The organism is Brevundimonas sp. GW821-FHT12E07 (genome assembly GCF_058807035.1).
The window spans coordinates 549934-572754 of record NZ_JBXAQH010000001.1; the positions used below are offsets into that span (position 1 = coordinate 549934).

Here is a 22821-nt window from a genome sequence, read left to right on the forward strand (position 1 = left end):
CCCCCCCCCCCCCCCCCCCCCCCCCCCCCCCCCCCCCCCCCCCCCCCCCCCCCCCCCCCCCCCGGCTACAGACGCGGCGTACGCGGTGAGCCCCCTCCGTCTCCTCGCAAGCGCTCGGAGCCACCTCCCCCATCGGGGGAGGATTTTTCAGGAAAGATCAGGCCGCGTTGGCGGCGCCGCCCTTGCCCTTCTGCTTTTCTTCGTGGGCGCGCATGCCCTCGGCGATCAGGGCGGCGGCTTCGCCGGCGTCGCCCCAGCCCTTCACGGTCACCGACTTGTTCTTCTCCAGATCCTTGTAGCGGGTGAAGAAGTGCTCGATCTGCTCGACCAGGATCATCGGCAGCTGACGATAGCTGGCGATGTCGGTGTAATAGGGGTTCAGCTTGTCGACGGGCACGGCCAGGATCTTGTCGTCGCCGCCGGCCTCGTCGACCATGCGCAGCACGCCGATCGGACGGCAGCGGATCACGCAGCCCGGCACCACCGGCGAGGGGTTCAGCACCATGACGTCGCAGGGGTCGCCGTCGTCGGCCAGGGTGTGCGGCACGAAGCCGTAGTTGCCCGGATAGTACATGGCGGTGTGCAGGAAGCGGTCGACGAACAGGGCGCCCGATTCCTTGTCCATTTCGTACTTCACCGGCAGGCCGCCCTGCGGGATTTCGATGATGACGTTCAGGTCCCAGGGCGGGTTCGGGCCGACGGGAATGGCGTCGATGTTCATGATGTGCTCGGATTGTGCATCTGCGAAGTGGCAGGCGTCATAGTCTCACAGGCCGTTTCGGGCAAGTCGGCATCCCTGACAGAACGTCCCTCATGCGGTACGGTTCGTCTCTGCACGAGAGCTGACGAGACCTGAATGACCACCCCCGACTGGGCTGCGCTTGCGCTCTTCATCCTGTGCTGGCTGGGCTATGACCCTCTGCTCAAACTTCTGGCCCGGCGCAGCGGCGCCCTGAACGAGGACATGCTGACCATCCGGCGGGCCTGGATGACGGCCATGACCCACCGGGACCTGCGGCTGCTGGACAGCCAGCTCCTCGGTCATTCGATCAACTCCGGCTCCTTCTTCGCGTCCTCGAACCTTCTGCTGATCGCGGCCGTGGGCGGGGTCCTGTTCGGAGGCGAGAACGCGCTGCGCGCCTTCGCCTCGGTCGGCGCCGAGGCCGTGCCGGTTCGGCTGCTGGAGGCCAAGCTGGCCCTGATCCTCGCCTGTCTGGCGCGCGGCCTGCTCGATTTCATCTGGTCCCTGCGTCAGATGAACTATGCCCTCGCCCTGATCGGCGCGGCGCCCGAGATCCATCAGCCCGGCGACAAGGTCGCCTTCGGCGAGGCCACGGCCCGGGTGCTCAATCCGGCCTTGGCCTCCTTCAGCCAGGGCGTGCGCGGCTATTACTTCGCCCTCGCCGCCGGGGCCTGGCTGTTCGGCCCGATCTGGCTGGCGGCGGCGGTGGTCTCGGCCTTCAGCCTCTTGGCCTGGCGTCAGGCGGCCTCTCCCGCGGCCCGGGCGATTCGTGAGGCGCGGCGCATGCTTGAGGCCGAGGAAGCGCGGGCGGGCGGCTTCCCCGGCGCCCTTTCCAGCCGCCCGGATGCAAACGATCCGCGTTGAACGGCACAGCTATTTTGCGTTGCAGCATCACGCGTTGCGTGATCTGGCCCGTTTCGGGGCCGATCCGTGCTTGGACACCGGTTACCTGACGTAAGGTGAGGCAAATTGCGGTAACAACCCGTGATCCGATGCGCCAATTGCATGGTTGACGCATTGTGCATCGCAACCTAGATTGACCTTCGACGCCTCCGGGCGTCTTGCCCTTCCTGGGCGTTTCCTCCCTATAGACTTTCATGGCCGCGCCGGTATGGCGCGGCCTTTTTTTCGTTTCGGGGTCCCGTCTGCGCACCGCCCAAGGGGCGACGGGGGCCGCGTTTTAACGTCTAATTGACCACGCCGCTTCATGGCGCATTGGACATCGGATGCGTAACCTGAGGTTCTGTTTTCAGGATCCTCTCGCGTGTTGACGCCGTCTCTCCTCACCCCCAACCGGCTCCTCGGAATTCTGCGTCCGGCCGCCGCTGTCTGCGGACTCGCTCTCGCGGTTCTGATGCTGGGGCCGTTCCACGGGGCGGAGCGGCTGTTCGGCCTGACGGACGCCCCGGCCCACGCCATCGCCTTCTTCTGGATCGCCACCGGCCTGTTCGCGATCGCGCCCGGTTGGCGGCGGGGCGACATCGCGCTGGTCGCCCTTCTGATCGCCGTCATGTCCGAGACGCTTCAGGCCCTGACCGGCCGCAGCCTGTCCCTGCTGGAACTGGCCTCGGACGCCGTCGGGATCGTCGTCGCCCTCATCCCCGGCTGGGTCGAGCGGCTGCGCCATCTGGCCCGCACCAATCCCGATGCGACCTTCGCCGAGATCCGCGCCGCCGACCGCCGCGGCCGGCCGGACGAGGACCTCGCGCTCGACGTCACCGCCCTGGTTCGCTCGCCCGCCACGCGCCATCGTCGGCGGCGCAAAGAGCGGCGATGACCCCGTCCAGCACGGCCTTGCAGCGCCCATAGCCGGGCCCCGGCTCCAGCGTCGTCTCGTCCAGATAGAGCGCGCGGTTCAGCTCGATCTGGATCGCCTGGAACCCGTCGTCCGGTCGCCCCCAAGTCTGGGTCGTATAGCCGCCGGCATAGGGCTGGTTCAGCCCCACCCGCCAGCCCGCTGCCTCGAACAGGGTCCGCAGTTTACGCGTCAGGGCGCTGGCGCAGGCCACGCCATGCCGGTCGCCCAGGATGACGTCGGGCCCCGCCGAGCCCCTTGCCCCGCCTCGCACTGCTCGCGACGGCATCGAATGCCAGTCGATCAGCACCGCCAGCCCGTGTCTGGCATGCGCCGCCCGCATCAGTTCGCCGAGCGCCGCGTGATAGGGCTCATGCGCCAGCGCCAGCCGCGCCTTCGCCTCCGCCGCCGTCAGCCGCCGGTCGTACAGGCTGACCCCGTCGCCGGCCTTGCGCGGGATCACCCCGAACCCCGCCGCCGTCTTGGCCGACACCTCCATCGCCGCCAGCCCGTCGATCAGGGCCGGATCAAGCTCCTCCGGATGCCGGTTGAGGTCCACATACGACCGGCTGAACCGCCCGGCGATCAGGGGCGCGCCCCGGCCGGGCCCCGAGGCGACCAGCCGGTCCACCCCCACGTCCTCGGCGCTGCGCAGCGAAGCCTCCGACAGCCCCGCCGCCGCCCCCATGTCCCCCGACAGGTCCGCGCCCGAATGGGGCGAGGCGAACACCAGCGGTCCCGCTTCCCCTTCGGGCAGGCTCAGGGTGAAGGGCGGGGCGTCCGGCGTCATCCGTCCGGCATAGCCGATTTCCACCCCTCGTCCACAGACCCGTCCCCCGGCATCGTTCGCCCCAACGGTGATTTTCATGGGCGGTTTACGCTTGGCGGCATAAGGTTCCCGCTCTGGAACGTGGGGAAGGCAACGATGGCGCGCATACTTCTGGCGGAAGACGACGCCTCCCTGCGCGGCTTCCTGACCCGGGCGCTGGAGCGCGCCGGCCACACGGTGGTCGATTGCGAGAACGGCGACGACGCCATCGACGCCCTCGAGCACGGCCCCTACGACCTGCTGCTGACCGACATCGTCATGCCCGGCGCCGACGGCATCGAAGTGGCCCGCGTCGCCGCCGCCCGCATGCCCGGCCTGCGCATCATGTTCATCACCGGCTTCGCCGCCGTCGCCCTCTCGGCCGCCCAGGCCAGCCCGCAGGCGAAGGTCCTGTCCAAGCCCGTCCACCTGCGCGATCTGGTGAACGAGGTCGACCGCATGGTGGCGGCTTAACCTCTCCACGCAGTGGGGAGGGGGACCGCCCGCGGCTTCGCGGGTGGTGGAGGGGTCAACCCCACGCCGGTCCTGCTGGCCACGCTTGCGGCGCTGAAAGTCCGCCCGGCCTATACCCGAAATCCAGCGACCGTATCCTCGGCCCCTCACCGCGCGCGCCGAGCAGCAGGGCCGTCACGCCCCAGACCAGGGCGTCCGCCCGGTCGAGGTCATACCGCCCCTCGTCCTCCGAGCCGAAGGCCATCAGCTCCTCCTCCAGGGCTGAGAACGCCCCCGCGTGCCGCACCCGCCCCTGTTCGTACAGCGCCGCCACCGGCTCGGCCCGCGCCCGCTTGCCCGAGGTCGCCCGCACCGGCCGGAAGCGCAGGCCGGACCCTCTCAGCCCCGCCGCCTCCAGCACCGCCCGCACCATCTCGCCGCCCTGATTGACCTCGGCGACGATCTCCGAGGCCCCGAACTCGGCCGCCGCCGCCAGAGCCCGCCGCGCCCAGCCCTCGGGCGACAGGCCCCTTGCCGACCGGTCCGCCAGCACCACGGCCCGCTCGCCTTGTCTGGCCACCACCACGATCCCGCAGGCGTTCCCCGACATCGTTGCCGTCGGATCGACGGCAACGACGATCTTTTCGTAGGGGCTACCGCCCTTCGGGCTACTTGAGCCCCGGGTGGTCGTCTCCTCCCTCGCCCCCGCCAGCATCTCCGCCGTAAAGAGCCCGCCCTCCGGCTCGACCACCAAGCCCTCCAACTCCTGCGCCGCCCGCCGCGTCCCGCCATAGAGCGCCTGCAGCCCCTCCAGAAACGCCGGCGCGAGGTTCTCCGCATTGTCCGCCGTCGGGGCGTGGCTCTCCTCGCACGACGCCTCCGCCCGCAGCGCCTTCAACGCCGCCGTCGGCCGGGGCGTCGTGGTGACGCATAAGCGAGGGGCGCGATCCTCCCCCCCTCGGGGGAGGTGGCGCGGCGCGCTTGCGCCGTGACGGAGGGGGCTCACCGCACACGCCGTCTTTGCTTCGAGCCCCCTCCACCCCTTTGGGGTCCCCCTCCCCCGCAGGGGGAGGATCAAGCGGCAACCGCAACCCCATCCGCACCATCGCCAGCACCTCGCCCCCGTCCCGCCAGGCGCAGAACTCATCCGCCCAGGCCGCCGCGAACTGCGGGCCTCTCAGCGAATCCGGGTCCTCGGCCGAGAACACGAACGCCTCCGCCCCGTTCGGAAACACCAGCCGCCGCCGCGACGCCTGATACCTCGGCCAGTCCCCCAGCGCCCGCCACCTCGGCAGGTTCAGGATCCCCGACGGTCCCCCGATCATCACCTCGCGCGCGTCATGCAGCGTCGCCCCGATCAGGGCCAGCCGCCCGCACCTGTCCGCCATGTCCGAGATCCAAGACGCCCCCGCCAGCGTCTTGCCCGCCCCGCGCCCGCCTAGAAACAACCACGTCGACCACGCCCCCTCCGGCGGCCGCTGCTGGGGCCGCAAAACCAGCGGCTCCGTCTCCTCCCCGCGCAGTGGGGAGGGGGACCGCATATCCTCCCCATCTCTGATGGGGAGGGGGACCCCGAAGGGGTGGAGGGGCCGGTCGCGCAGCGACCGGTGGGGGGTGGAGGGGCTCTGCACACCCGAGGCCCCCACCCCCATCACCCGCCCCGTCCGCAACGCCGACCGCGCCGCCTCATTGAGCCTCAGGTGATCCTCGATCCGCCCCTCCTGCGCGGCCCGGGCCGACTGCGCCAGCGCCCGCGCCGCCGACCCTTCCGGGTCCGCCGGGTCATAGTCGAACGCCAGGTCCTCGACCCGCCGCTCATGCGCCGCGATCGGCGGCGGGTTCTGCCAGCGATAGACGGCGTCCGGCCGGTCCATCTTGCGATAGCCCCGGTTCCGCGCCTGCCAGTACAGGGCCTCGACGCTGACCCCGTGCTCCCGCGCCAACGCCCGGGCCGTCTCACCGCGCACATAGCGCTCCAGCAAGGCGATCCAGATCGCATCCTCCAGCAGCGGCTTCCCCGGGCGTCGTTCGGTCATGCGCGCATTATGGGGGCGCCGGCGACCAAGGCGGGCTCAGCGGCGCGAGAAAAGCGCAAACCCAGGCGAGCCTTGGGATTGGGAGGCTCAGTTATGATGGCTGGCGGATGCGGGCGAGGGCATCGGCGACTTCGAAGGCTATCCGGCTCCGGAGTATTGGCTTTCGGGTGAGGGCCTTCCCGGTACTAGTCCGTTGTTTCTTGTGGATAGCCAAGGTGCAGGGCTTCTCGTAGAGATTGCGTTGCCTAATTCCAGAACTATGAGCGGAATTAACCAACATTATATCCCTCGCTTTCTCCAGCGCGGCTTCGGCGTTCGCCGCAGGGGAAAGCCCAAGGAGATTTGGGAATATCGGCCCGGGGCATCCGCTGAGCTGCGGGAGATCAAGCATGTGGGCGCGGAGGAACATTTCTACTCAACCCCAACTGATGAACAGATCGCCACGCTCGATGACAAGATCACGGCATTCGAAACCCCGCTAGCGCGCCAATTCAACGCGCTGCGCGTGCTGGGGATCGGCAGCGCGGTCGATCCGCAGATCGCGCGTGACGTCATTTTTCATCTCGTTCCAAGAACGAAGCACACTCGATCCACTTTTTCAGACGCCTTCGCTTCGATCATGCAGAGCGCCGTTACGCTGTTCAGCGACCCCGGCACGATTATGCGCTACGCCGGTCTCGATCAGTCGGCTCTCAACGATCAGTTCCGCACTGAGCTCATGGGACGCATGTTGGAGGACGTCCGTTTCAAAGAATTGGGACTGCCCGCGCCACTGTTTGAAAAGATCGTATTTCAGATGGCGAAGGAGGGCTTTGCTGCCGGCCAGTTTCCACAGCTGTATCCGTTTCTTGATGAACTGGCTCTCATGGCTGGCCAAGTCGACGGTCTTATGCGTGAGGGGCACAACAAGTTAGTCGGCGATATTATCGATACCGGCATTAAGCGCCCCGATATCGAAAGCTGGAATTGGGCGATTGAGGCCGCCCCGCCCGGTGGAACGATCCTGCCTGACTCTATCGCCATCGCCTACGACGCAGATGGATGTGCCCAGCCCATGCTTTTGGCTGGTAAAGGGCGCTCCCATGCGATTGTCATGCCCATTTCGTCGGACCGTCTTCTGATAGGACGAGGGGATGCCTCTTGGGTGGTTCCTATTGATCGGATTAATGCCGATCTGGCCGCCTGCGGGAGCCTGTTCCTAGCAGCGTGTGGCACCCGTTTCGACAATCTGACATCTGTAATTGGCACGCGCGTCAGTGCCGTGGTGACTGATCTAATCGAGACTGCGATCGCTCCGTTTTCGGCCAAGATTGCTGCCGATGACGCGGCGTCGGATCGACCGAGCGAACCAGTCTCATCGGCTGACAGCCTGCCACAAAATTTGCGCTATGTTGTCTCGTTCAAAGACTGCGCAGATCAGGAAACGGCCGAACGGATTGCGGCTCAGCTCAATTACCTGACCATGCAATTCAGTCGGATCATGCCTCTGGAGCGGCTGGACGGTGTGACCGTAGCCCACGACTATCCCAAGGCTCTCGCAGAGCTCGACCGTGGACGGCCTGATGCGCCGCCGGTTACGACGGTCTCTGCCGAGGTCGGTGTGGGCATCGCCAGGTGCGTGACGGTTGTGCGCGATGATGTCATCAAAACGCACCTCGTACTGGCCTCTAACCTTGCCTTTGGCTTGATCAGTGAGGATGGGGCGACCCAGCTTTGGGCTGTCCACGCCATTGCATATCAACTCGCACAGATCGCCTATCAGGACATCTTGGATAGTACGTTACCGGGAGTACTTCTTCAGCCTGTCGAAGGTTTTGGAGGGTCGTTGTTCTCGGCTGTGGATGGTGCCTTAGACGCCTACTTTGCCAGTCGAGAAGTAAACTTCATCGGTGACGTTGAGCAGACGGAAGCGGACTATGGCGTTCTTCTAACCGAAGCGATCGTGCGCATGGTCGAAAAATTCCCCGCCAAGCGTGTCGCCTATCGTTACCATGGTGACTTGGACAGTCTGTTGAGTGATGCGCTCGCCTATGCGTCCTATGTTCTCCAGTTCGCCGCGAAGCTTATCGGACACGCGGCGGGGCGCGACACACAGCCTTGGACTCAAGGGGATCTGGCGAAAGCGCTAGCTTCCGCCGGCCTTACACATTGGGTTGAAACATTCGCGATCGACCTCAATCGGTTTTACGGGCGTGTCGGGCAGTGGGAGTCGTTTGATGAGTTTCTCGCCTTCAACCGACATGCTGAGCGACTTCTGTGGCTGATGGGACTGTTCCCTTGGGACAATGGTGAAGAAACACGCATTGAGGTGCCTTTGGAAATAGATGGAGCGGCGCTTGTTCGTGATGTCCTTGACGGCACGGCGGAAGACGTTGCGATCGACGACGATCAAAGAGCCCTGTTGGAGGTTGCTATGCGTGAGGCTGAGATAAACCCACCACAGCCTTTCGGAGTTGGAAATCTTTGGGGAACTTCCCCCACGAGTGCGTCTGCTGAAAGCTCCAAAAGCGAAGTCTAGGCAGCGACACTGTCTGCCTGCTCGAAAGCTGCTTGAGGTGGGCCCCGAGCGCCCGCCCCAACCTCCGGTCATCCCCCAGCGGCGGGCCCGCCGCCTAGTGCGCCTCGTCCCAGTTCTTCGCGGCCCGCGCATCCACCACCAGCGGCACGCTCAGTTTCACGGCCGGTTCGTCCGCCGTCTCCATGACGCGCCGGATCACCACCATGGCCTGTTCGGCCAGACCTTCCGGGGCCTCGAAGACCAGTTCGTCGTGGACCTGAAGCAGCATCTTCACGTCGGATAGTCCCGCCTCGGCCAGGGCCGCGTGCATCCGCATCATGGCGCGGCGGATGATGTCGGCGGCGGCGCCCTGGATGGGAGCGTTGATGGCGGCGCGTTCGCCGAACTGGCGCTCGGCGCCGGACTTGGAGTGGATGGCCGGGATGTGGATCTTGCGGCCGAAGATGGTGGAGACGAAGCCGCGTTCGCGGACCTCGGCCTTCGTCCGGTCCATGTAGTCGCGGATGCCGGGGAAGCGCTCGAAATAGGTCTTGATATAGGCGCCGGCCTCGCCCTGATCGATGCCCAGCTGGGCGGCCAGGCCGAAGGCCGAGATGCCGTAGACGATGCCGAAATTGATCGCCTTGGCGCGGCGGCGGGTCTCGGCGGGCATGCCCTCGACGGGGACGCCGAACATCTCGGACGCCGTGGCCGCGTGGATGTCGAGGCCGGCCTTGAAGGCGCGTTTCAGCTCGGGGATGTCGCCGATATGGGCCAGCAGACGCAGCTCGATCTGGCTGTAGTCCGCTGAGATCAGGACATTGCCGGGGGCGGCGATGAAGGCCTGACGGATCTGGCGGCCGATCTCGTTGCGGACCGGGATGTTCTGCAGATTGGGGTCGGAGGAGGCGAGGCGGCCGGTGGTGGCGGCGGCCAGTTGATAACTGGTGTGGACGCGGTCGGTGGCCTCGTCCATGGCCGCGACCAGGGCGTCGGTATAGGTGCCCTTGAGCTTGGACAGCTGGCGCCAGTCGAGGATGGCGCGGGGCAGGGGGTGGGTCTCGGCCAGGGCCTCCAGCGTCGCGGCGCCGGTCTCCCACTGGCCCGAGGCGGTCTTCTTGCCGCCGGTCAGGTTCATCTCGCCGAACAGAAGCTCGCCGATCTGTTTGGGGCTGCCGATCGAGAAGGGGCGGCCGGCGATCTCGTGGGCCTCGCTTTCCAGCTCGGCCATGCGGATGCCGAACTCCGAGGACAGGCGACGCAGGCGTTCCGGATCGACGCGGATGCCTTCCAGCTCCATCTTCGACAGGGTGGTGGGCATGCCCCGCTCGAGGGTCTCATAGACGGTGGTCAGGCCTTCCTTCGCCAGACGCGGCTTGAGGATGCGCCACAGACGCAGGGTGACGTCGGCGTCCTCGGCGGCATAGGCGGTGGCCGGTTTCAGCTCGACATGTTTGAAGGATTTCTGGGCCTTGCCCGTGCCGGCGACCTGTTTGAACGGGATGGGGTCGTGGGCGAGATGCAGGCGGGCCAGCTCGTCCATGCCGTGGCCGTGCAGGCCGCCTTCGAGGACGTAGGAGATCAGCATGGTGTCGTCGGTGGGGCTGACGGCGACGCCGCGCCGGGCCATGACGGCGATGTCGTATTTGCCGTTCTGGGTCACCTTGAGGACGGCGGGGTTCTCCAGCAGGACCTTGAGGCGGGCGAGGACGGTGGGCTTGTCCAGCTGCTGCAGGGGCTCGCGCGTGTCGGGCGTATCGCCGAAGTCGAGCCCGCCGGCGCCGGCCATCGGCTCATGCTCGTGCGTCAGCGGCACATAGCAGGCGTCGTTCGGCCCGATGGCCAGGGAGACCCCGCACAGGCCGGCGTGGGTGGCGCTGAGCGAGTCCGTCTCGGTGTCGAAGCCGACGACGCCCGCCTCGGTCGCCCGGGCGATGAAGGCGTCCAGCGCCTCAAGGTCCTGAATACAGTGGTAGGCGTCGTGGTCGAAGACGTGGGCCTCGACGTCGGCGTTGATGGCTTTCGGGGCGTAGCGGGGGGTGATGACGGGGGCGCCGAGCTGGGGGATTTTGGGCGCGGCGCGGTTCTGGGGGGCGGTGAAGGCCTGGCCATCGTGGTCGGAGGTCTTGCCGTCGCCGACGCGGCGGGCCAGCGAGCGGAACTCCATCTGGTCGAGGAAGGCCGACAGGGTCGCGGGGTCGGGGTCGCGGACGGCGAAGGCCTCGATGGGCTCGGGCGCCGGGGCGTCGCAGGTCAGGCGGACCAGCTCGCGGGAGAGGAGGATCTGGTCCTTGAAGTTGATCAGGGTCTCGCGGCGCTTGGGCTGTTTGATCTCCTCCGCGCGCGCCAGCAGGGTGTCGAGGTCGCCGTATTCGTCCAGCAGCTGGGCCGCCGTCTTGGGTCCGATGCCGGGGGCGCCGGGGACGTTGTCGACGCTGTCGCCGATCAGGGCCTGAAGGTCGACCATTTTGTCCGGCGTGACCCCGAACTTCTCCATGACCGCGTCTTCGGCCAGCCGCCGGTCCTTCATCGGATCGAACATCACGACGCCATCGCCGATCAGCTGCATCAGATCCTTGTCGGAGGAGACGATGACGGCCTCACCCCCTGCCGCCCTCGCCTTGCAGGCATAGGTCGCGATCAGATCGTCCGCCTCATACCCCGCCAGCTCGACGCAATGCACGCCAAACGCCGCCGTCGCCTCCCTGACCAGCGGAAACTGCGGCACCAGGTCCTCCGGCGGCGGCGGCCGATGCGCCTTGTACTGGTCGTACAGCGCGTTCCGGAACGTCTTCTCCGAATGATCGAAAATCGCCGCCAGGTGCGTCGGCCCGTCCGACCCCTTCATGTCCTGCAGCAGCTTCCAAAGCATGTTGCAGTACCCTTGAACCGCCCCGACCGGCAGGCCGTCGGACTTGCGCGTCAGGGGCGGCAGGGCGTGATAGGCGCGGAAGATGTAGGCTGAGGCGTCGATCAGATAGAGGCGCAGGGGCGGGCCATCCTGCGTGAGCGGGCGCTCTGCGGAGGGGGCGGCATCGGTCGGATCGGCGGCGGTGTCGGACATGGCGCTCAACATAGGGGGCGTCGGCGGCGGCGTCAGCCTCGATGTGGCGGCAGGCTTGCATCCGGTCGGATTAGGGCCAACACCTCAGGGACGTTCCGGGGATAGTCATGCTCAGACAATGGTGGTGGATCGCGCTGGCGATCGTTCTGGCGTCGGTGGCGGCGGGCGTGATTCTGGGGGCTGAGTTCGCCGCGACCCTGATCCTGCCGGATGCCGAGCCCCTGGCCCCCTCATCGGCGGTCACCTGGAAACTGATCTTCCTGTTGATGGTCGTCGCCAGCCTGGCGTGGGCCCTCGGTCTGGCGCTGCTCGGCATTCCGACCGGGATGGCGCTGAGGCGGATCGGTCGCGACGGCTATGTCACCGCCATGCTGGCCGGGGCCACCGGCGGCTTTGTGGCGCTGTTGATCGTGCTCGTGGTGTTCCTCGGCTTCCCGAGGCCATCGGACCTTTTCGCCTATCCGGCCCTGATGGTCATCCCCGGCGGCGCCGCGGGCCTGATCGTGCGTCGGATCGCCTACAGGCCGAAGTGACCTAGAACTCGCGCCAGCTGTCGCCGGGGTCCCGCTCGCCGGGGGAGAGGGATTGCTGGCCCCAGGCGATGACCATCATCACCTTGTGGCTGCGGATGCGGAAGGTGCCGATCATCGGGGTCACGGCGCCGAGCGGGGCGCCGGTCTGGGCGTCGTAGAGGAAGCCCGAGAACTCGGCGACGCCGACCCGGTCGCGCCGGCTGTAGAGCGACAGCTCAGGCAAGGAGACGACGTTGAAGGTCTCGTTGATCGGCACGGCGAGCGGCGGCAGGCCGACGACGCGACGCATCTGCTCCAGCGACAGGGCGCCGGCGCGCAGCTCGAACACGGCGTCGGCCTTGTCGCGGCTGTCGGCCAGGGCGTAGCCGGCCTCGGAGATGGCGGCGCGGATCGAGCTGATCGCGTAGCTGGGATTGTCGACATTGAAGAATGCGCCGTCGACGAAGATGCGGCTGCCGACCGGCAGGGGCAGGGTCAGATGCTCGACCGCCCGGTCGGCGGCGCGGGCCAGCAGCAGCTGTTCGGTCGCGGTGCGACCGGTGTTGCTCTCGGTCGTGGAGGCGCAGGCGGCGGCGAGGGCGCAGGCCCCGGCGACGGCGGCCAGACGCAGGGCCAGGCGCAGGCCGCGGATCGTCACCATGCGCCGACGTTGGGCATGGAGACCCAGGGCTCGGCCGGGGCGAGGGGTTCGCCCTCCTGCAGCAGTTCGATGGAGATGCCGTCCGGCGAGCGTACGAAGGCCATGTTCCCGTCCCGGGGCGGGCGATTGATGGTCACGCCCGCGTCCATCAGCCTCTGGCAGGCGGCGTAGACGTTGTCGAACTTGTACGCCAGATGGCCGAAATTCCGGCCGCCGGTATAGACCTCCGGGTCCCAGTTGTAGGTCAGCTCGACCTCGGGCGACCGTTCGGCGGCGGACCGGTCCTTGTCCTTCGGGGCGGCGAGGAAGACCAGGGTGAAGCGGCCCTTCTCGCTCTCGGTGCGGCGCACCTCTTCCAGACCGAGCGCGTCGCACCAGAAACGCAGGGAGGCGTCGAGGTCGGCGACCCGGACCATGGTGTGGAGATAGCGCATGTTCGGAACCTTCGGGGGAAGAGGCGGGGCCTTGTCAGCCCCAATCCGGACCGTCTTGAGGCGCTCAGTGCGCCTCGGGCGGACGAGCCGCCGGATCGAGGTATTCGCTTTCGCTGTGCGGATGGGCCGACAGGACGAAACGGCGGTCGCAATAGCCGCACTCGATGAAGTCGTCCTCGCCCATGTCCAGATAGACCAGCGGATGGCCCAGGGTCGCGCCGTGAACGCCGTTGCCGCCGTCGCAGGCGACCCGCTTGGACGAGACCACGATCTCTTCGGGCGGCGGAACGGGGGTATCGAGAGAGCGCGAGGGCATGGGAACAAGCCTGAAAGGGAGGTGTCCGTTTCCTAGGCGGGGAGGCCCGCGTCGTCAAACCCTCCCCGCCCCGCCGCATGGTGTTCCAGGTGGGGCTCAGCCCCGGCCGGCGACCAGCTCGCGGCGCCGGAAGACCCGGTTGAACAGCGCCTGCCGCTTCTTGAAGATCGTGAGGCCGAGACAGCCCGCCGCGACCCAAAGCCCGCATTCGCCGATCAGGGCCGCGACGGCGCCCAGCAGGAGCGCCTGGGTGGTCTCCAGATCGCCCGTCTTCGTCAGCACCGCCACGAGGGCGCAAGCCGAATAGCCCAGGGCGCAGACCGCCATGGCCGTCCAACCGATCATCCGCGTCTTGCTCATCATCGTCTCCGTCAAGGGTGTTTGTCTCAATGACAAGGAAACTGGACATTTGATCACAATAAGTCAAGCGTCATTGACATAAAGTCCGCAAGCCTTGTCTTGAGAAGCTTTCTGCATTGTCTTTCGGGCGGCGCCTTGGCGAACCGGGGCGGGGGGCATACCTATGCGGCGCGCCGTTCCGCGCGTTCTCCGACCAAAGCCGACGCATGACCGAGACCGAAGCCCTGCCCGTCAACGCCATCGAGGTGCGCGGGCTGGAGAAGACCTACGCCGGGACCAAGAAGGCGCCGCCCAAGACCGCCCTGCGCGGCGTGGATCTGGTGATTCCGCGCGGTTCGATGTTCGGCCTGCTGGGCCCGAACGGGGCGGGCAAGTCGACCCTGATCAACATCCTGGCCGGGATCGTCAACAAGACCGGAGGGACGGCCGCCATCTGGGGCCGCGACATCGACAAACAGCCGCGCGACGCTCGCGCCGCGCTCGGCGTCGTGCCGCAGGAGATCGTCGCCGACGTCTTCTTCACTCCGCGCGAGGCGCTGGAGGTGCAGGCGGGCTTCTATGGCGTGCCGGCCAATGAGCGGCGCTCGGACGAGCTGCTGGCCGCGCTGGGTCTCTCGGACAAGGCCAACGCCTATGTCCGCGCCCTGTCGGGCGGGATGAAGCGCCGGCTGATGGTGGCCAAGGCCCTGGTGCACAATCCGCCGATCCTGATCCTGGACGAGCCGACCGCGGGCGTCGACGTCGAGCTGCGTCGCCAGCTGTGGGAATATGTCCGGCGCATCAACGCCGAGGGCGTGACCATCCTCCTGACCACCCACTATCTGGAAGAGGCGCAGGAGCTCTGCGACACCATCGCCATCATGAACCGGGGCGAGGTCGTGGCCTGCGAGCCGACGCCGCAGCTGCTGCGCCGTCTGGATACGCGCAATGTCGTGGTGACACCCGAGCATGCGCTGGACGGTCTGCCGACGGTCGCCGGGTTCGACGTGGTCGCCCGGGCCAACGGCGCCTTCGCCATCAGCTACAAGAAGGGCCAGTCGTCGGTCGAGCACGTCCTGGCCGCCGTCCGCGCCGCCGGTGTGACCATCGCCGACATCACCACCGAGGATCCGGATCTGGAAGACGTCTTCCTGGCCCTGACCTATGGGGACGCCAACGCGGTCAGTCCGACGAAGGACTAGGGACCAGTGACCAGGGATTAGGGAAGCGGGCAGAGGAGGCAGGACGCCTTCTTCCAGTCCCTAGTCCCTAGTCCCTAGTCCCTCTCCGCTTCCTAAAGCACCATCACCGTGCCCAGCAGGACGACGGCGCCGCGCTTCTTCAGGATCTTGAAGGTCGCGACCTGAAGGTCGTGGGCCAGTTGGGTCAGGTCGGGAACCTGTCCGGGCAGCAGGGTTCCGGCGGTGGTCTGGATCACCGAATTATGGGCGTCGGCCAGGCGCGGAATGGCTTGGGTCGCCTTGGCGTGAAGTTCGGCGTCGGGCACATCGAGGCCGATCTCGACCGTCATCACGCCGCGCTGACCGTCGGGCCGGACCACCGTCGCGGTGAGGGTGCTCAACCGCATGAAGCTTTCCTTGGGCGCCTCGCCTTCACCGCCTTCGCCCCCGCCGGAGGCATGGGCGGGCAGGGCGGCCGCGACGAGGGCGACGCCGGCGAGCGGGGCGAGGGTGAAGAGGGCGCGACGGTTCATGCCCCGACCTTAACCAACAGCGTTTAAGGGCGGGTTACGGGCGCTGATGGGCCCGGGCGACGGCCAGGTTGGCGATGGTGCGGAGGTCCGCGGCGCTGACGTCGAGGGGCTCGCCAAAGGTCTCCAGCGCCGCCTCGATGTCCGCCTCGGTGATGGGGGGCGGCGGCGCGACCGGGGCTGGCACGGCCTTGTGCGGATAGGCGTGGCCGGTGAAGCGGTGGAACAGCCAGCCCGAGGCGACGACCAGAACGGCGTTGAGGCCGATCGGCACGAAGGCGAACAGCCAGCCGTGGCTGGCGAAGGCGGGGCCCCCGAGGGCCGCGACCAGGGCCGAGCCGCCCCCGGCCGGGTGCAGGCTGCGCGTCGCCGACATGGCGGCGATCGACAGGGCGACGGCGGCGCCGGCCGCGATCATCGGCTCCGGGATCAGATGGGCGGCGACGACCCCGGCCAGAGCCGAAACGACATTGCCGCCGATCACCGGCCAAGGTTGGCCCATGGGGCTGGCCGGAACCGCGAACACCAGCACCGCCGAGGCGCCCAGCGGTGCGGCCAGCAGCATGGCCAGGTCGAGATCGCCGAGGATCGCACGACTGATCAGCCCGGTCGCGGCGATGCCGAACAGGGCGCCCAGACAGGCGATGGCGCGGTCGCGCAGGGTGGCCCCCGCCAGGATGGGCGTGAAGACCTTCATGCGTCGGATCAGGCGTGCGCCGGCTGCATCGGCTTCAGGTCCAGAAGGGCGAACAGTTTCGCGTCCTCGTCCTGCTCCGGGTTCGGCGTGGTCAGCAGCTTGCCGCCGACGAAGATGGAGTTGGCGCCGGCGAGGAAGCAGAGGGCCTGCATCTCCGGGCTCATGGTCTCGCGCCCGGCCGACAGCCGGACCATGGCCTTTGGGCAGACCAGACGGGCGACGGCGACGGTGCGCACGAACTCGATCGGATCGATCTCGCCGGTCTTGAGAACGCGTTCGCCCAGCGGAGTGCCGGTGACTGGCACCAGCGCATTGACCGGCAGGCTGTCGGGATGCTCCGGCAGGGTGGCCAGGGCGTGCAGCAGGCCCGCGCGGTCGCGGCGGCTCTCGCCCATACCGACGATGCCGCCGCAGCAGGTCGACATCCCGGCGTCACGCACATGCTGGAGCGTGTCCAGGCGGTCCTGATAGGTCCGCGTCGTGACGACCTCGGCGTAGTACTCGGGGCCGGTGTCGAGGTTGTGATTGTAGTAGTCCAGCCCGGCGTCCTTGAGCTGCTGCGCCTGGTCGGCGGTCAGCATGCCGAGCGTCGCGCAGGTCTCCAGACCGAGCGCCTTCACCCCCGCGATCATGGTGGCGAGTTTAGGGGTGTCGCGGTCCTTCAGTTCGCGCCAGGCCGCGCCCATGCAGAAGCGCGAGGCGCCGCCGGCCTTGGCCGCCATGGCCTCGGCGATGACGGCGGTGGCGTCCATCAGCTTTTGAGCCTTGAGGCCCGTGTCGAAGCTGGCCGACTGGCTGCAATAGCCGCAGTTTTCAGCGCAGCCGCCGGTCTTGATCGACAGCAGCTGGGACTTCTGCACCTCGGAGGGATCGAACCAGCGCCGGTGCACGGTCGCCGCCTCGAACACCAGCTCCATAAAGGGTCGGGCGAACAGGGCCTCGACCTCGTCCAGCGTCCAGTCGTGGCGCGGCAGGCTCAGATCGAAAGAAGCGGTGCGGATCGGGGATGCGTCGTCGGCCATGCGGATTCCGTAGACCTGTCGCTGCGTCACGCCAAGGCATGCTGCTCACATAAGGATATCCTTATATGTTTATTGCCCCTTTAACCCGGGCGGGCTATACGGCGCTCAACCGCCAATTCGCGACCGGCCCCGGCCGTGCGCTCCAGGAGCCCCCTGCATGACCGACTACATCGTCCGCGACATCTCGCTCGCCCCGTTCGGCAACAAGGAAATCGCCATCGCCGAAACCGAAATGCCGGGCCTGATGGCTCTGCGCGAAGAGTTCGGCAAGCAGCAGATCCTGAAGGGCGCGCGCATCGCCGGCTCGCTGCACATGACCATCCAGACCGCCGTCCTGATCCAGACGCTGGAAGCCCTGGGCGCCGACGTCCGCTGGGCCTCGTGCAACATCTTCTCGACCCAGGACCACGCCGCGGCCGCCATCGCCGCCAACGGCACCCCGGTGTTCGCGACCAAGGGCGAGACCCTGGAAGAATACTGGGACTACGCCCACAAGATCTTCGAATGGGCTGACGGCGGCTATCCGAACCTGATCCTCGACGACGGCGGCGACGCCACCCTGCTGTGCGTGCTCGGCCCGAAGGCCGAGAAGGACCTGAGCCTCATCTCGAACCCGCAGAACGAAGAAGAGGAAGCCCTCTTCAAGGTCATGAAGCGCTACATCGCCGAGAAGCCCGGCTTCTACACCGCGATCCGCGAGGCCATCGGCGGCGTGTCGGAAGAGACCACCACCGGCGTCCACCGCCTGTACGAAATGGCCAAGAAGGGCGACCTGCCGTTCCCCGCCATCAACGTCAACGACAGCGTCACCAAGTCGAAGTTCGACAACCTGTACGGCTGCCGTGAATCGCTGGTCGACGCCATCCGTCGCGGCACCGACGTGATGCTGTCGGGCAAGGTCGCGGTGGTCTGCGGCTACGGCGACGTGGGCAAGGGCTCGGCCGCCTCGCTGCGTCAGGGCGGCGCCCGCGTGATCGTCACCGAAATCGACCCGATCTGCGCCCTGCAGGCCGCCATGGAAGGCTATGACGTCCAGACCCTGGAAGACGTCGCCGACAAGGCCGACATCTTCGTCACCGCCACGGGCAACAAGGACGTCATCCGCGTCGAGCACATGCGCGCGATGAAGAACAACGCCATCGTCTGCAACATCGGTCACTTCGACTCGGAGATTCAGGTCGCCGGGCTGAAGAACTTCAAGTGGGACGAGATCAAGCCGCAGGTGCACCACATCGAGTTCCCGGACGGCAAGAAGATCATCCTGCTGTCGGAAGGCCGTCTGGTGAACCTGGGCAATGCGACGGGTCACCCCTCGTTCGTGATGTCGGCGTCCTTCACCAACCAGACCCTGGCCCAGATCGAACTGTGGACGAACATCGCGTCGTACAAGAACGACGTCTACACCCTGCCCAAGCACCTGGACGAGAAGGTCGCCTCGCTGCACCTCGGCAAGCTGGGCGCCAAGCTGACGGTGCTGGACAAGGAACAGGCTGACTACATCGGCGTGCCGACCGAAGGCCCGTTCAAGCCCGACCACTATCGCTACTGAGTGAGGGCGAAAGCCCGAACGAAAGAGCCCCGCGACGATGTCGCGGGGCTTTTCTTTTACGGATCAGGCGGCCAGTGAAATGCCGCCGGGGTCGTCGTCGCGGCCGGTCAGGCTGATCTCGAAATCGGCCAGCAGGTCGAGCAGTTCCTCGGGCGACGGGGCCGGCTTGCCCGGGGCCATCCGGTATTTCCAGAAGCTGACGATGTGCTGGACCGCGCCCAGCCGTTCGCCGAGCTTGGCGAACAGGTGCGGGGCGTCGCGCAGGAAGTCGCGGAAGCCAGCGGGATCGCCGTGCTGGGTCATGCCGGCGAAGGCGTCGTCATAGACGCGCAACATGCCCGCAGTGCTGTCGCAGGTCGCCTGGATGCGGCGGCGAACCGTCTCGCGGCTGCGGTCCAGGGCGACGTATTGCTGGTCGGTGGGCCGGCCGCGCGGCTTGACGGTGCGCACCGCCTCCACGACCGCGCCGACGTCGCCGATGACGCCGCGCAGGACCCATTTGTAGTAGAGGAAGCCCTTCCAGCAGAAGATGCCCTCCTCATACTCCTCGGGCCGCAGCCTGAGGGTCTGACCGAGCGCGCTGAGGTCGTCGCCGGCCGAGTTGGACAGGATCTTGTCGGTCAGGCGGGCGACCGGGTTGTCCGCCGACAGGTCGGCGTCCGGGCCCATCGACAGGTCCACCAGGGGCGTGATCTCGTCGCCGACGAAGGCGATCATGGCGCCGAGGTCGGCTTCGGACAGATTGAAATAACAGGTGGCGGGGGTGACGCCGTTGCGGCGCAGCGCCTCGCGCAGCAGGAAGGGGTCGAGGCCGGGCAGGGCGTCCATGACCTTGAGGGTGGCGAGGTCGGGGTGGTCCGGGCCGATGCCGAACACCTGCTGCATGGTGGCCTCATAGCCCATCTCGCCGACGAAGATGTAGCGGCCGCCGACGCGCAGGTCGCCGGCGTCGATGGGCAGGACGATCTTGGTGGCCACGTGGCGGCGCAGGCGGAAGCGGTCCAGCTCGTCGCGGCGCAGCCGATGCTTGATGATCATGGCCCGGTTGAGCAGCGGGTTCCTGAACAGGGGCGCGTCGGCCCAGTCCTCGGTGTGACCATGCTCGCGGTGCACGGCCGAGAGGTTGAGCACACGGGCGGTCGACGCCGAATCGCGCAGGTTGGCCAGGTTTCGGATCGAGCGGTCGGTCATCAAGGGTCCCGGGGAGGAAGCGCCACCGTACGCGCGAAAGGTTGACCAAGCCGCCAGTGAACAGGGTGACCGGAGCATTAACTTGCCTGATCGACGCCAATTGCATATGCAGTTATATATCGAGTTATATAACCGGGTGTCTGATGGTCTCCGACGTCATTCGAGAACGGCCTTATCTTTTCCTCGGCAGCCGGCTGAAGCGGATCGGCGAGAGCATGCAGGCGGATGTACTCAAGGTGGTCGAGCAGGCCGGTCTGCCGGTGCAACCGGCCCAGTATCCGGTGCTGGCGGCACTGGACCGGCATGGGCCGCTGGGCGTCGGCGATCTGGTCGAGGCGACCGGGGTCAGCCAGCCCGGTGTCACCCGCACGGTGGCGAAGCTGACGGAGATGGGGCTGATCGAGGCTGCGGCGCCGTCGTCGGATCGGCGGCGGCGGACCGTGCGGCTGAGCCCCGAGGGTCTGGAGTTGATGGCTCGGTCCCGCATCGCGGTCTGGCCGGCGGTGGAGGCGGCGGTGGTCGCCCTGTGCGCGGAGTTGAAGGGAAATCTGTTGGAACAGCTGGACGCCATCGAGGCGAAATTGACCGAAAAACCGCTCAATCAGTGGGGCGGAGCCGCTGTCAGACCGACGGTCGAGATCCTGCCTTTTGACGACGCCTTGGCCGGCGACTTCCACGACATCAACGCCGAATGGATCTCGTCCATGTTCGTGCTTGAGCCCACCGACCGGGAGGTGCTGGAGAACCCGCGCGCCCGCATCGTCGATCCCGGCGGCGACATCCTGTTCGCAAAGGCGGGGGCGCTGGGCGTGGTCGGAACCTGCGCCCTGCAGACGACCGGCGAGAACCAGTTCGAACTGACCAAGATGGGGGTGCGCGAGACCGCGCGGGGCCTGAAGGTCGGGGAGGTCCTGCTGGAGGCCGTCATCGCCCGGGCGGGCGAGCTGGGGGCGGATACCCTGTACCTCCTGACCAACTCCAAATGCGCCCCGGCCATCCACCTGTATGAGAAGCTGGGCTTCGTCCACGATGCGGACATCATGGCCCGGTTCGGGGCCCGCTACGCCCGCTGCGACGTGGCGATGCGGTATCGGGGACGCCCGAGAACCTGAGGTGGCGGCTGAGATGCGAAATCCGCTCCCGTCGCCGTCGGCGATGGGTTAGGGTCGTGGCATGGGAACCCTGTTCAACATCCTGATCCCGCTGTCGATCCTGGCGGTCGCGATCACCCTGGGCTTCGGTCTGTATTCGCTCTACCGGGGCGGGGACTATGCGCGGTCCAACTCCAACAGGCTGATGCGGCTGCGCGTCGCGCTGCAGGCCACGGCGGTGGTGATTCTGGTCGCCGGCCTGTGGTGGAAATCGACGCACGGGGCCTGACGCCTTGGTCGTCCTGAACAAGATCTACACCCGCACCGGGGACGCCGGGACGACCGGTCTGGCCTCGGGTGCGCGGGTGTCCAAGACCGATGTCCGGGTCGAGGCCTATGGCACGGTGGACGAGCTGAACGCCGTCATCGGCGTGGCGCGGCTTCACTCAGGCCAGAACGACCGCATCGACGCCATGCTGGGGCGCATCCAGAACGAGCTGTTCGACCTGGGCGCCGACCTCGCCACCCCGCTGGACCCGCCGCCCAAATGGGAGGCGCTGCGCATCGTGGCCTCCCAGATCGACCGGCTGGAGGCCGAGATCGACTGGATGAACGAGAGCCTCAAGGCGCTGGACAGCTTCATCCTGCCGGGCGGCTCGCCGCTGGCGACCTATCTGCATCTGGCCCGCACCGTGGCGCGCCGGGCCGAGCGCGACGCCATCCGCCTGGCCGAGACCGGAACCCCGGTGACGCCCGAGGCCCTGCGCTATCTGAACCGCCTGTCCGACCACCTGTTCGTCGCCGCCCGCCGAGCCAATGCGAACGGGGCGGACGATGTGAAATGGGTTCCGGGCGGGACGCGGTAGGGCGTCAGCGCGCGACGGCTTCGTAGCGGATGTGCACGCCGGACGCTTCGGCGTGATGCTGGAAGACGCGGGCCTTCGCATCGTAGCGGATGAGCAGCCGGTCCCCGTCCTGCCAGACGGCCTCGACCCAGGGAGCGTCGCCCGGACCCGTCGTAGCGGCGCCGTGGTCATCGTCCGCAACGAAGGCATTGCCGACGCCGGACGGTTGACCGCCGCGCGCCAGAACCGAAACCTGCGCCGAGAAGCCGGTGGTGGCGCCGCAGTCCCGCCGGAAAACGACGACGCTGTGACGGCCGTCGGGCGCATCGGACCGGGTCAGGACTGTATTTTCGCAGGCGCCGGAGCAGCCAACCAGCAGGGGCGCCGCCAGAAACCAGGCCGCAAGCTTCACTTCGACATCCAGGGCCTGGACTTGCCGGTGGCGACGCGGGCGGACTGTTCGCGCTGGAAGCGGCCGCCGCGCGGCGGCTTGGGCTTGGCGTCCTGAACCGCCTTCTTCAGGCGCAGGGCCTTCTGGATCGGGGTCTCGCCGGGGATGTCGCCCGAAGTTTCGTCAGTGGGATCGCTCATGTCGATGATCCTAGCACGTTCGAAGCCTAGTGCCCCTCGGCCTTCATCTTGTCCCGCTCCTTCTGAACGGCGGCGTCGATGGCGGCCTGCTGGATGACGGCCTGGTTTTCCAGCTTCACCAGTTCGGCGTTCTTCTCGGCCGAGGCCTGGGCGCGGGTCATGCCGGCCGGGCGATGGGTGATGTTGGGGATGTAGACCGGCGTGGCGCAGATGCGCGTCTCGACGTCGTACCAGTTGCCGTCCCGCTCGCAGCGCTTGCCGGGATCGAGCCACAGGGCCTGATAGGTCAGAACGCCTCCGACCAGAACGGCGAAGAGGCCAACGAACATGAAGCTCAGTCGTTTGAAGCTCAGGAAGCGTTTCATCGGGTCTCTCTAAGGCTCTCTCTGCAAACTTTCCGAGCGGATTGGCCCATTTAGTTCACGCTACGTTACGTTGACAGGGGCTCCGGCCCGTACCATTCCCTG

At 67.2% G+C, this 22821-nt stretch carries 25 protein-coding genes and 1 pseudogene; 10 read left to right on the plus strand and 16 right to left on the minus strand.

The annotated features are described in order from the left end of the window. Positions 1–157: 157 nt before the first annotated feature. Entirely contained in the window at positions 158–721 is a 564-nt protein-coding gene (ppa, locus tag AC1ROD_RS02755; RefSeq protein ID WP_492946725.1) for an inorganic diphosphatase, read from the minus strand. 135 nt (positions 722–856) lie between these two features. Here ppa and AC1ROD_RS02760 point away from each other — a divergent pair, with 135 nt between their 5' ends. Together AC1ROD_RS02760 and AC1ROD_RS02765 are read left to right on the plus strand one after the other, a co-directional pair. Next, on the plus strand, positions 857–1606 hold the full coding sequence (locus AC1ROD_RS02760; RefSeq protein WP_492946726.1) for a DUF599 domain-containing protein: 750 nt from the start codon (positions 857–859) through the stop codon (positions 1604–1606). Positions 1607–2006: 400 nt separating this feature from the next. Next, complete coding sequence (locus AC1ROD_RS02765) at positions 2007–2519, plus strand: hypothetical protein (protein WP_492946727.1); 513 nt, start codon at positions 2007–2009, stop codon at positions 2517–2519. Here the strand turns inward: AC1ROD_RS02765 and AC1ROD_RS02770 are convergent. Next, on the minus strand, positions 2458–3405 hold the full coding sequence (locus tag AC1ROD_RS02770) for an N-formylglutamate amidohydrolase (protein WP_492946728.1): 948 nt from the start codon (positions 3403–3405) through the stop codon (positions 2458–2460). The genes AC1ROD_RS02765 and AC1ROD_RS02770 overlap by 62 nt on opposite strands. 57 nt (positions 3406–3462) lie before the next feature. On the opposite strand from AC1ROD_RS02770, the gene cpdR reads away from it, so the two are divergent. Next, a complete protein-coding gene (gene cpdR / locus AC1ROD_RS02775; RefSeq protein WP_492946729.1) occupies positions 3463–3819 on the plus strand; it encodes a cell cycle two-component system response regulator CpdR in 357 nt (118 codons plus the stop codon). Positions 3820–3874: 55 nt separating this feature from the next. Here cpdR and AC1ROD_RS02780 read toward each other — a convergent pair whose 3' ends face one another. Both AC1ROD_RS02780 and AC1ROD_RS02785 read right to left on the minus strand, forming a co-directional pair. Further along, on the minus strand, positions 3875–4945 hold the full coding sequence (locus AC1ROD_RS02780) for a phage terminase large subunit family protein (RefSeq protein ID WP_492946730.1): 1071 nt from the start codon (positions 4943–4945) through the stop codon (positions 3875–3877). Then, a pseudogene (locus AC1ROD_RS02785) lies at positions 4908–5834 on the minus strand (terminase large subunit domain-containing protein); the annotation flags it as partial. The gene AC1ROD_RS02780 and the pseudogene AC1ROD_RS02785, both read right to left, overlap by 38 nt. A gap of 259 nt (positions 5835–6093) precedes the next feature. Here AC1ROD_RS02785 and AC1ROD_RS02790 point away from each other — a divergent pair. Further along, a complete protein-coding gene (locus tag AC1ROD_RS02790) occupies positions 6094–8352 on the plus strand; it encodes a DUF4238 domain-containing protein (RefSeq protein WP_492946731.1) in 2259 nt (752 codons plus the stop codon). Positions 8353–8446: 94 nt separating this feature from the next. On the opposite strand, the gene polA is transcribed toward AC1ROD_RS02790, so the two are convergent. Beyond that, positions 8447–11395: a DNA polymerase I gene (gene polA, locus AC1ROD_RS02795; protein ID WP_492946732.1), complete on the minus strand. Its 2949-nt coding sequence runs from the start codon at positions 11393–11395 to the stop codon at positions 8447–8449. Between the two features lie 107 nt (positions 11396–11502). Between polA and AC1ROD_RS02800 the strand changes: the two genes are divergently transcribed. Continuing rightward, complete coding sequence (locus AC1ROD_RS02800; RefSeq protein WP_492946733.1) at positions 11503–11928, plus strand: hypothetical protein; 426 nt, start codon at positions 11503–11505, stop codon at positions 11926–11928. A 1-nt stretch (position 11929) separates the two neighbouring features. Here AC1ROD_RS02800 and AC1ROD_RS02805 read toward each other — a convergent pair whose 3' ends face one another. The 4 genes from AC1ROD_RS02805 to AC1ROD_RS02820 all read right to left on the minus strand — a co-directional run bounded on the left by AC1ROD_RS02805 (position 11930) and on the right by AC1ROD_RS02820 (position 13678). After that, positions 11930–12568 (minus strand): DUF6655 family protein, encoded by a 639-nt coding sequence (locus AC1ROD_RS02805; RefSeq protein WP_492946734.1) that lies wholly within the window; start codon positions 12566–12568, stop codon positions 11930–11932. Further along, entirely contained in the window at positions 12562–13002 is a 441-nt protein-coding gene (locus tag AC1ROD_RS02810; RefSeq protein ID WP_492946735.1) for a VOC family protein, read from the minus strand. Before AC1ROD_RS02810 ends, AC1ROD_RS02805 begins: the two co-directional genes overlap by 7 nt. Positions 13003–13066: 64 nt before the next feature. Beyond that, entirely contained in the window at positions 13067–13318 is a 252-nt protein-coding gene (locus tag AC1ROD_RS02815; protein ID WP_492946736.1) for a zinc-finger domain-containing protein, read from the minus strand. Between the two features lie 96 nt (positions 13319–13414). Further along, entirely contained in the window at positions 13415–13678 is a 264-nt protein-coding gene (locus AC1ROD_RS02820) for a hypothetical protein (protein WP_492946737.1), read from the minus strand. Positions 13679–13884: 206 nt separating this feature from the next. Here AC1ROD_RS02820 and AC1ROD_RS02825 point away from each other — a divergent pair, with 206 nt between their 5' ends. Further along, positions 13885–14859, plus strand: a complete 975-nt coding sequence (locus AC1ROD_RS02825; RefSeq protein WP_492946738.1) for an ABC transporter ATP-binding protein — start codon at positions 13885–13887, stop codon at positions 14857–14859. A gap of 92 nt (positions 14860–14951) precedes the next feature. Here the strand turns inward: AC1ROD_RS02825 and AC1ROD_RS02830 are convergent, their stop codons facing one another. From AC1ROD_RS02830 to bioB, 3 genes are read right to left on the minus strand one after another with little or no spacing between them, the layout of a single operon-like run. Next, positions 14952–15371 (minus strand): Tat pathway signal protein, encoded by a 420-nt coding sequence (locus AC1ROD_RS02830; RefSeq protein ID WP_492946739.1) that lies wholly within the window; start codon positions 15369–15371, stop codon positions 14952–14954. Positions 15372–15405: 34 nt separating this feature from the next. Next, positions 15406–16065 carry an HPP family protein gene (locus AC1ROD_RS02835; protein ID WP_492946740.1) on the minus strand — a complete coding sequence of 220 codons (660 nt, stop codon included), beginning with the start codon at positions 16063–16065 and terminating at the stop codon, positions 15406–15408. 8 nt (positions 16066–16073) lie between these two features. Beyond that, on the minus strand, positions 16074–17087 hold the full coding sequence (bioB, locus tag AC1ROD_RS02840; RefSeq protein WP_492946741.1) for a biotin synthase BioB: 1014 nt from the start codon (positions 17085–17087) through the stop codon (positions 16074–16076). A 157-nt stretch (positions 17088–17244) separates the two neighbouring features. Between bioB and ahcY the strand changes: the two genes are divergently transcribed. Further along, positions 17245–18636 carry an adenosylhomocysteinase gene (ahcY, locus tag AC1ROD_RS02845; RefSeq protein ID WP_492946742.1) on the plus strand — a complete coding sequence of 464 codons (1392 nt, stop codon included), beginning with the start codon at positions 17245–17247 and terminating at the stop codon, positions 18634–18636. 63 nt (positions 18637–18699) lie between these two features. On the opposite strand, the gene AC1ROD_RS02850 is transcribed toward ahcY, so the two are convergent. Beyond that, positions 18700–19827 (minus strand): hypothetical protein, encoded by a 1128-nt coding sequence (locus AC1ROD_RS02850; RefSeq protein ID WP_492946743.1) that lies wholly within the window; start codon positions 19825–19827, stop codon positions 18700–18702. 143 nt (positions 19828–19970) lie between these two features. Between AC1ROD_RS02850 and AC1ROD_RS02855 the strand changes: the two genes are divergently transcribed. The 3 genes from AC1ROD_RS02855 to AC1ROD_RS02865 all read left to right on the plus strand — a co-directional run bounded on the left by AC1ROD_RS02855 (position 19971) and on the right by AC1ROD_RS02865 (position 21784). Beyond that, entirely contained in the window at positions 19971–20939 is a 969-nt protein-coding gene (locus AC1ROD_RS02855) for a bifunctional helix-turn-helix transcriptional regulator/GNAT family N-acetyltransferase (RefSeq protein ID WP_492946744.1), read from the plus strand. A 61-nt stretch (positions 20940–21000) separates the two neighbouring features. Next, entirely contained in the window at positions 21001–21207 is a 207-nt protein-coding gene (locus AC1ROD_RS02860; RefSeq protein ID WP_492946745.1) for a twin transmembrane helix small protein, read from the plus strand. Between the two features lie 4 nt (positions 21208–21211). Beyond that, on the plus strand, positions 21212–21784 hold the full coding sequence (locus tag AC1ROD_RS02865) for a cob(I)yrinic acid a,c-diamide adenosyltransferase (protein WP_492946746.1): 573 nt from the start codon (positions 21212–21214) through the stop codon (positions 21782–21784). A 4-nt stretch (positions 21785–21788) separates the two neighbouring features. Here AC1ROD_RS02865 and AC1ROD_RS02870 read toward each other — a convergent pair whose 3' ends face one another. From AC1ROD_RS02870 to AC1ROD_RS02880, 3 genes are read right to left on the minus strand one after another with little or no spacing between them, the layout of a single operon-like run. Continuing rightward, positions 21789–22175 (minus strand): hypothetical protein, encoded by a 387-nt coding sequence (locus AC1ROD_RS02870; RefSeq protein WP_492946747.1) that lies wholly within the window; start codon positions 22173–22175, stop codon positions 21789–21791. Next, positions 22172–22354, minus strand: a complete 183-nt coding sequence (locus AC1ROD_RS02875; RefSeq protein WP_492946748.1) for a hypothetical protein — start codon at positions 22352–22354, stop codon at positions 22172–22174. The genes AC1ROD_RS02870 and AC1ROD_RS02875 overlap by 4 nt, the downstream gene beginning before the upstream one ends. Positions 22355–22380: 26 nt before the next feature. Beyond that, positions 22381–22719, minus strand: a complete 339-nt coding sequence (locus AC1ROD_RS02880) for a hypothetical protein (RefSeq protein ID WP_492946749.1) — start codon at positions 22717–22719, stop codon at positions 22381–22383. Between the last annotated feature and the right edge of the window lie 102 nt (positions 22720–22821).

Excerpts from the sequence above, each read along its gene's own strand:
- AC1ROD_RS02790 (WP_492946731.1), top strand. The coding sequence starts at position 6,094 with ATGAGCGGAATTAACCAACATTATATCCCTCGCTTTCTCCAGCGCGGC.
- AC1ROD_RS02805 (WP_492946734.1), bottom strand. The coding sequence starts at position 12,568 with ATGGTGACGATCCGCGGCCTGCGCCTGGCCCTGCGTCTGGCCGCCGTC.
- AC1ROD_RS02815 (WP_492946736.1), bottom strand. The coding sequence starts at position 13,318 with ATGCCCTCGCGCTCTCTCGATACCCCCGTTCCGCCGCCCGAAGAGATC.
- AC1ROD_RS02810 (WP_492946735.1), bottom strand. The coding sequence starts at position 13,002 with ATGCGCTATCTCCACACCATGGTCCGGGTCGCCGACCTCGACGCCTCC.
- AC1ROD_RS02825 (WP_492946738.1), top strand. The coding sequence starts at position 13,885 with ATGACCGAGACCGAAGCCCTGCCCGTCAACGCCATCGAGGTGCGCGGG.
- AC1ROD_RS02800 (WP_492946733.1), top strand. The coding sequence starts at position 11,503 with ATGCTCAGACAATGGTGGTGGATCGCGCTGGCGATCGTTCTGGCGTCG.
- AC1ROD_RS02770 (WP_492946728.1), bottom strand. The coding sequence starts at position 3,405 with ATGAAAATCACCGTTGGGGCGAACGATGCCGGGGGACGGGTCTGTGGA.
- ahcY (WP_492946742.1), top strand. The coding sequence starts at position 17,245 with ATGACCGACTACATCGTCCGCGACATCTCGCTCGCCCCGTTCGGCAAC.
- bioB (WP_492946741.1), bottom strand. The coding sequence starts at position 17,087 with ATGGCCGACGACGCATCCCCGATCCGCACCGCTTCTTTCGATCTGAGC.
- AC1ROD_RS02835 (WP_492946740.1), bottom strand. The coding sequence starts at position 16,065 with ATGAAGGTCTTCACGCCCATCCTGGCGGGGGCCACCCTGCGCGACCGC.
- AC1ROD_RS02875 (WP_492946748.1), bottom strand. The coding sequence starts at position 22,354 with ATGAGCGATCCCACTGACGAAACTTCGGGCGACATCCCCGGCGAGACC.
- AC1ROD_RS02830 (WP_492946739.1), bottom strand. The coding sequence starts at position 15,371 with ATGAACCGTCGCGCCCTCTTCACCCTCGCCCCGCTCGCCGGCGTCGCC.
- AC1ROD_RS02760 (WP_492946726.1), top strand. The coding sequence starts at position 857 with ATGACCACCCCCGACTGGGCTGCGCTTGCGCTCTTCATCCTGTGCTGG.
- cpdR (WP_492946729.1), top strand. The coding sequence starts at position 3,463 with ATGGCGCGCATACTTCTGGCGGAAGACGACGCCTCCCTGCGCGGCTTC.
- polA (WP_492946732.1), bottom strand. The coding sequence starts at position 11,395 with ATGTCCGACACCGCCGCCGATCCGACCGATGCCGCCCCCTCCGCAGAG.
- AC1ROD_RS02780 (WP_492946730.1), bottom strand. The coding sequence starts at position 4,945 with ATGAGTTCTGCGCCTGGCGGGACGGGGGCGAGGTGCTGGCGATGGTGC.
- AC1ROD_RS02860 (WP_492946745.1), top strand. The coding sequence starts at position 21,001 with ATGGGAACCCTGTTCAACATCCTGATCCCGCTGTCGATCCTGGCGGTC.
- AC1ROD_RS02855 (WP_492946744.1), top strand. The coding sequence starts at position 19,971 with ATGGTCTCCGACGTCATTCGAGAACGGCCTTATCTTTTCCTCGGCAGC.
- AC1ROD_RS02880 (WP_492946749.1), bottom strand. The coding sequence starts at position 22,719 with ATGAAACGCTTCCTGAGCTTCAAACGACTGAGCTTCATGTTCGTTGGC.
- AC1ROD_RS02820 (WP_492946737.1), bottom strand. The coding sequence starts at position 13,678 with ATGAGCAAGACGCGGATGATCGGTTGGACGGCCATGGCGGTCTGCGCC.
- ppa (WP_492946725.1), bottom strand. The coding sequence starts at position 721 with ATGAACATCGACGCCATTCCCGTCGGCCCGAACCCGCCCTGGGACCTG.
- AC1ROD_RS02850 (WP_492946743.1), bottom strand. The coding sequence starts at position 19,827 with ATGACCGACCGCTCGATCCGAAACCTGGCCAACCTGCGCGATTCGGCG.